This is a genomic window from Streptomyces sp. NPDC056948 (assembly GCF_042674225.1).
In the GTDB taxonomy this organism is placed as follows: domain Bacteria; phylum Actinomycetota; class Actinomycetes; order Streptomycetales; family Streptomycetaceae; genus Streptomyces; species Streptomyces purpurascens.
The window spans coordinates 1-6,055 of the sequence record NZ_JBHUQX010000507.1; the positions used below are offsets into that span (position 1 = coordinate 1).

6 protein-coding genes are annotated in these 6,055 nt (G+C 71.7%); all 6 read left to right on the top strand.

The features are described from left to right. Positions 1-107: 107 nt before the first annotated feature. Positions 108-656, top strand: a complete 549-nt coding sequence (gene pyrE, locus ACFTZL_RS39610) for an orotate phosphoribosyltransferase (protein WP_382593781.1) — start codon at positions 108-110, stop codon at positions 654-656. Between the two features lie 147 nt (positions 657-803). Beyond that, positions 804-1,835, top strand: coding sequence for a class II fructose-bisphosphate aldolase (fbaA, locus tag ACFTZL_RS39615; RefSeq protein ID WP_382593784.1), 1,032 nt, complete (start codon positions 804-806; stop codon positions 1,833-1,835). 84 nt (positions 1,836-1,919) lie between these two features. Next, a complete protein-coding gene (locus ACFTZL_RS39620) occupies positions 1,920-3,386 on the top strand; it encodes an MFS transporter (RefSeq protein ID WP_382593787.1) in 1,467 nt (488 codons plus the stop codon). An 88-nt stretch (positions 3,387-3,474) separates the two neighbouring features. Further along, positions 3,475-3,888, top strand: coding sequence for a DUF3151 domain-containing protein (locus tag ACFTZL_RS39625; RefSeq protein ID WP_382593790.1), 414 nt, complete (start codon positions 3,475-3,477; stop codon positions 3,886-3,888). Between the two features lie 152 nt (positions 3,889-4,040). Continuing rightward, on the top strand, positions 4,041-4,871 hold the full coding sequence (locus ACFTZL_RS39630; RefSeq protein WP_382593794.1) for a tryptophan 2,3-dioxygenase family protein: 831 nt from the start codon (positions 4,041-4,043) through the stop codon (positions 4,869-4,871). After that, positions 4,864-6,048: a kynureninase gene (gene kynU, locus ACFTZL_RS39635; protein ID WP_382593797.1), complete on the top strand. Its 1,185-nt coding sequence runs from the start codon at positions 4,864-4,866 to the stop codon at positions 6,046-6,048. Before ACFTZL_RS39630 ends, kynU begins: the two co-directional genes overlap by 8 nt. Positions 6,049-6,055: the final 7 nt, after the last annotated feature.

Genomic DNA, 6,055 nt, shown 5'->3' on the forward strand with positions numbered 1-6,055 from the left:
GGGTCATGTGGCGGAGCCACCTGTCCCTGCGCACCGTGCGGCGAGCGTGCGTGCCGGGCGTCGCGACGCCGCGGAGATCCATCAGAAGGACCCTTAAGCTGGGCGCCATGACGGACACACGCGGCGCGCTGCTGCAGCAGATCAAGGACAAGGCCGTGGTGCACGGCAAGGTGACCCTGTCGTCGGGTCTGGAGGCCGACTACTACGTCGACCTGCGCCGCGTCACCCTCGACGGCGAGGCCGCCCCGCTGGTCGGACAGGTGCTGCTGGACCTCACCGCGGAGCTGGACTTCGACGCCGTCGGCGGGCTCACCATGGGCGCCGACCCCGTCGCCGCCGCCCTGCTGCACGCCGCCGCCGCCCGCGGGAAGCGCCTGGACGCCTTCGTCGTCCGCAAGGCCGCGAAGGCCCACGGCCTGCAGCGACGCGTCGAGGGCCCGGACATCGCGGGCCGCCGTGTGCTGGTCGTCGAGGACACCTCCACCACCGGCGGCTCCCCGCTCACCGCCGTCGAGGCCGTGCGCGAGGCCGGGGCCGAGGTTGTCGCCGTCGCGACGATCGTCGACCGGGCGACCGGTGCCGCGGAGAAGATCCAGGAGGGCGCGGGGGTGCCGTACCTCTTCGCGTACTCGAAGGACGAGCTGGGCCTGGACTGACCGGGACCTGACCAGGGCGTGGACGGTGGCCTGGACCTTCCGGCCAAGTCTGGAAAGATGGGGCCGACGATGACGTCGCATCCCAAGGTCTAGGTCAGGGCCGTAAAGAGCGCAGTACCCCAACCCGCAGATACAAGGAGCGGACGCATGCCCATCGCAACTCCCGAGGTCTACAACGAGATGCTGGACCGGGCGAAGGCAGGAAAGTTCGCCTACCCGGCCATCAACGTGACCTCCACCCAGACCCTGCACGCGGCCCTGCGCGGTTTCGCTGAGGCGGAGAGCGACGGCATCGTCCAGATCTCCACGGGTGGTGCCGAGTTCCTGGGCGGTCAGTTCAACAAGGACATGGTGACCGGTTCGGTCGCCCTGGCCGAGTTCGCGCACATCGTCGCCGAGAAGTACCCGGTGAACATCGCGCTGCACACGGACCACTGCCCGAAGGACAAGCTCGACGGGTACGTACGTCCGCTGCTGGCGCTCTCCCAGAAGCGCGTCGAGGCCGGTCTGAACCCGCTGTTCCAGTCCCACATGTGGGACGGCTCCGCCGAGACCCTGGCCGACAACCTCTCCATCGCGCAGGAGCTGCTGGAGCTCGCCCGCGCCGCCAAGATCATCCTCGAGGTGGAGATCACCCCGACCGGTGGCGAGGAGGACGGTGTCTCGCACGAGATCAACGACTCCCTGTACACGACGGTCGACGACGCGATCCGCACGGTCGAGGCCCTGGGCCTGGGCGAGAAGGGCCGCTACCTGCTGGCCGCGTCCTTCGGCAACGTGCACGGCGTGTACAAGCCGGGCAACGTCGTCCTCCGTCCCGAGCTGCTGAAGGAGCTGAACGAGGGCGTCGCCGCCAAGTTCGGCAAGGCTGGTTCTCCGGGGCCCTTCGACTTCGTCTTCCACGGCGGCTCCGGCTCCACCGCCGAGGAGATCGCCACCGCGCTGGACAACGGCGTCGTGAAGATGAACCTCGACACGGACACCCAGTACGCCTTCACCCGCCCGGTCGCGGACCACATGTTCCGCAACTACGACGGTGTCCTGAAGGTCGACGGCGAGGTCGGCAACAAGAAGACCTACGACCCGCGCACCTGGGGCAAGCTGGCCGAGGCGTCCATGGCCAAGCGCGTCCTCGAGGCCTGCGGCAACCTGCGCTCCACGGGCACGAAGATCAAGTAAGTCCGTTCGCGCCGGTCGTATCCGGTTCGCACGCGTTGAGCCCGGCACCTCCTGTGGTGCCGGGCTCTTCCGTATGCTCCCTGCATGCCCGATGTCCGGCTGGCCTCCCCGCAGGGCCGATGGATCCTGCTCACCACCGTCCTCGGTTCCAGCATGGCCATGCTGGACTCGACCGTCGTCAATGTCGCGCTGCCGCGCATCGGCCGTGACCTCGACGCGAACCTGTCCGCCCTGCAGTGGACGGTCAACGCCTACATGGTCACGCTGGCCGGCCTGATCCTGCTGGGCGGGGCGCTGGGGGACCGGTTCGGGCGCCGGAAGGTGTTCGTCGTCGGTGTGGTGTGGTTCGCGGTGGCGTCCCTGCTGTGCGGGATCGCGCCGAACGCGGGGACGCTGATCGCCGCGCGTGCCCTGCAGGGAGTGGGCGGTGCCCTGCTGACGCCGGGGTCGCTGGCGCTGATCCAGGCGTCCTTCCACCCCGACGACCGGGGCCGGGCCGTCGGTCTGTGGTCCGGCTTCGGCGGGGTCGGCGCGGCGGTCGGGCCGTTCGTCGGCGGCTGGCTGGTGGACGGGCCGGGCTGGCGGTGGGTGTTCCTGCTGAACGTGCCGCTGGCGCTGGTGTGCGTGCCGGTGGCGCTGCGGCATGTCCCCGAGTCGGGCGGTGAAGGGGCCCGTGGCCGGTTCGACGTGCTCGGTGCGGTGCTGGGGGCGGTGGCGCTGGCGCTGCTGACGTATGCGCTGATCGAGGCCGGTGACGGCGGTCTGGCGGTGGCGGTCACGGCGGTGGCCGGGGTGGCCGCGGCCGTCGCGTTCGTGGTCGTGGAGCGGCGCAGGCCCGAGCCGATGATGCCGCCGGACATCTTCTCCTCCCGCCAGTTCACGGTGATCAACATCGTCACGCTGTGTGTGTACGCGGCCCTCGGCGGGTTCTTCTTCCTCGCGGCCCTTCAGCTCCAGGTCGTCGTCGGCTACTCCGCCCTCGGGGCCGGTACGGCGCTGCTGCCGACGACCGTGCTGATGCTGCTGCTGTCGGCGCGGTCCGGGGAGCTGGCCGACCGGATCGGGCCGCGTCTGCCGCTCACGGTGGGGCCGCTGCTGTGTGCCGTGGGGATGCTGCTGATGCTGCGGGTGGGGCCGGGCGCGTCCTACTGGGCCGATGTGCTGCCGGCGCTGGTGGTGCTCGGGCTGGGCCTGGTCATGCTGGTGGCGCCGCTGACGGCGACGGTGCTGGGTTCCGTGGATGTGGCGCGGGCGGGACTGGCCAGCGGGATCAACAACGCGGCGGCCCGGGCGGCGGGGCTTGTGGCGGTGGCGGCGCTGCCGTTGCTGGCCGGGATGGGGGAGGAGGCGTACCGGGAGCCGGCCGCCTTCGACGCGGCGTTCGGGCGGGCGATGGGGTGGTGTGCGGGGGCGCTGGTGGTGGGGGCGGTGATCGCCGGGGCCACGGTGCGCAGGCCTCCGCCCGGGTGCAGGCGGCCCGAGTGCCTGCGGCACGGTGGTGTGGTGTCGCCGCCGCTGGAGGGGGAGCCGGTGCGGAAGCGACTGGGGTAGCGGCCGAGGACACCCCGCAGCGCCGGGTTGCGCACTCCCCATGCCGCCGACTGCGCCGCGGCTGTCGTGATGGCGCAGACTTGACCTCATGTCCATTCACGAGAACCTTCTCGGGGGTCCGCCCCCGACACACCTCCCCGACGACCCCGGGCCACGGGAAATGCTCGCGTCGGGTACCGCGCCGGTCGACGTCGCCGCCGCGCATCCGACCTCCTCGCTCGCCTGGGCGCAGCTCGCCGACGAGGCGTTCGAGCGGGGCGCGGCCGTGGAGTCGTACGCATATGCCCGTACGGGCTACCACCGCGGCCTGGACGCGCTGCGCCGCAGCGGCTGGAAGGGCCACGGCCCGGTGCCGTGGGAGCACGAGCCGAACCGCGGCTTCCTGCGTGCCCTGCACGCCCTCGCCCGCGCCGCGCAGACGATCGGCGAGCAGGAGGAGTACGAGCGCTGCTCCCAGTTCCTCAAGGACTCCTCGCCGACGGCGGCGCAGGTCCTGGGCTGACAGCAGTCTGTGTACGCGAGGCCCGTCCGGTCAGCGGGCGGGCCTTGCGGTTCCGGGGGATTATTGCGGAGTATGCCCGTGGGGACCGGGGCCCCCGTGCCGGAATTCGGCAGGGGCGGACCGCTACCCGGAGTTATCTGCAGGAGACAGCGATGTCCCACGAGGCTCACGAGCCCGAGACCCCGCATCTCGATTTCCAAGGCACGACGCCGTACGAGGACTACGTCAAGGCGGACGTGCTCACCCACCTCCAGCACACCCTCTCGGACGACCCGGGAGAGATGGTCTTCCTGGTGACGACCCAGGTGATGGAGCTGTGGTTCACCGTCATCGTCCACGAGTGGGAGACGGCGGCCCGGGCGCTGCGCGGCGACGACATCCCCACCGCGACCGCCGCGCTGAAGCGGTCCGTGCGCGAGCTGGAGGCGCTCAACGCCTCCTGGAGGCCGCTCGCCCAGCTCACACCCGCCCAGTTCAACTCGTACCGCAGCGCCCTCGGCGAGGGCTCCGGCTTCCAGTCGGCGATGTACCGGCGGATGGAGTTCCTGCTCGGCGAGAAGTCCGCGTCCATGCTCGTCCCGCACCGGGGCGCGCCGCGGGTGCACGCCGAGCTGGAGAAGGCGCTGCACGAGCCGAGCCTGTACGACGAGGTCGTGCGGCTGCTCGCGCGGCGCGGGTACGACGTCCCGGAGGCCGTGCTGCGGCGTGACGTGGCGAAGCGCTACGAGCCGTCGCCGGAGGTGGAGGCGGCCTGGACGGCCGTCTACTCGGGTGACGAGAGCGACGGAGTCGCCCGGCTGGGCGAGGCGCTGAGCGATGTCGCCGAGCTGGTGTGGCGCTGGCGCAACGACCACCTGGTCGCCACCCGCCGCGCGATGGGCTCCAAGACCGGCACGGGCGGCTCCGCCGGGGTGGCCTGGCTGGAGAAGCGCGCGCAGAAGAACGTGTTCCCCGAGCTGTGGACGGCGCGGTCCTATGTCTGAACCGGCGATGAGAGCCGAGAAGCTGGACGCCGCCGACGCACTGCGCGGCAAGCGGGACGGGTTCGTCCTCGACGAGGTCGTGTATCTGGACGGCAACTCGCTCGGCGCGCTGCCGGCCGTCGTGCCCGGACGGGTCGAGGACGTCGTACGGCGCCAGTGGGGCGAGCTGCGCATCCGGTCCTGGGAGGAGAGCGGCTGGTGGACGGCGCCGGAGCGGATCGGTGACCGGATCGCCCCCCTGGTCGGGGCGGCCGCGGGCCAGATCGTGGTCGGAGACTCGACAAGTGTCAATGTCTTCAAGGCACTTGTGGGGGCGGTACGCATGGCCGGGGACGGCCGTGACGAGCTCCTCGTCGACGCGACGACCTTCCCGACCGACGGGTACATCGCGGAGTCCGCGGCACGGATGACCGGCCGCACCCTGCGGCCGGTGACACCGGCGGAGGTGCCGGGCGCGCTGTCCGGCCGTACCGCCGCCGTCCTCCTCAACCACGTCGACTACCGCACCGGCCGGCTGCACGACCTGCCGGCGCTGACGGCCGCCGTGCACGAGGCGGGCGCGCTCGCCGTCTGGGATCTGTGCCACAGCGCGGGCGCCCTGCCGGTGGGCCTCGACGGGCACGGGGTGGACCTGGCGGTCGGCTGCACCTACAAGTACCTGAACGGCGGGCCGGGTTCACCGGCGTACCTGTATGTGCGCCGGGAGCTGCAGGACCGCTTCGACTCCCCGCTGCCCGGCTGGAACTCCCACGCCGAGCCGTTCGGGATGCGCGGCGACTACGAACCGGCCTCCGGTGCGCCGCGCGGCCGGGTCGGTACGCCGGACATCCTCTCCATGCTCGCCCTGGAGGCGGCCCTGGAGGTCTGGGACGGGGTGCCGGTCGAGGCGGTACGGGCCAAGTCCCTCGCGCTGACGGACTTCTTCCTCCAGTGCGTGGCGGAGTACGTGCCCGAGGGCAGGGTCGAGTGCCTGACGCCGGTGGCGCACGCGGAGCGGGGCAGTCAGATCGCCCTGCGCTGCGACGACGCCGGCGAGGTGATGAAACGGCTGATCGAGCGGGGTGTGGTCGGCGACTTCCGGGCGCCGGACGTGCTGCGCTTCGGGTTCACGCCGCTGTACGTGGGCTTCGCCGACGTGGAGCGGGCGGCGCGGGTGCTGGCCCAGACGCTGGGCTGAGCCGACC

Coding starts and splice junctions, on each gene's coding strand:
- pyrE (WP_382593781.1), top strand. CDS start 108: ATGACGGACACACGCGGCGCGCTGCTGCAGCAGATCAAGGACAAGGCC.
- fbaA (WP_382593784.1), top strand. CDS start 804: ATGCCCATCGCAACTCCCGAGGTCTACAACGAGATGCTGGACCGGGCG.
- ACFTZL_RS39620 (WP_382593787.1), top strand. CDS start 1,920: ATGCCCGATGTCCGGCTGGCCTCCCCGCAGGGCCGATGGATCCTGCTC.
- ACFTZL_RS39625 (WP_382593790.1), top strand. CDS start 3,475: ATGTCCATTCACGAGAACCTTCTCGGGGGTCCGCCCCCGACACACCTC.
- ACFTZL_RS39630 (WP_382593794.1), top strand. CDS start 4,041: ATGTCCCACGAGGCTCACGAGCCCGAGACCCCGCATCTCGATTTCCAA.
- kynU (WP_382593797.1), top strand. CDS start 4,864: ATGTCTGAACCGGCGATGAGAGCCGAGAAGCTGGACGCCGCCGACGCA.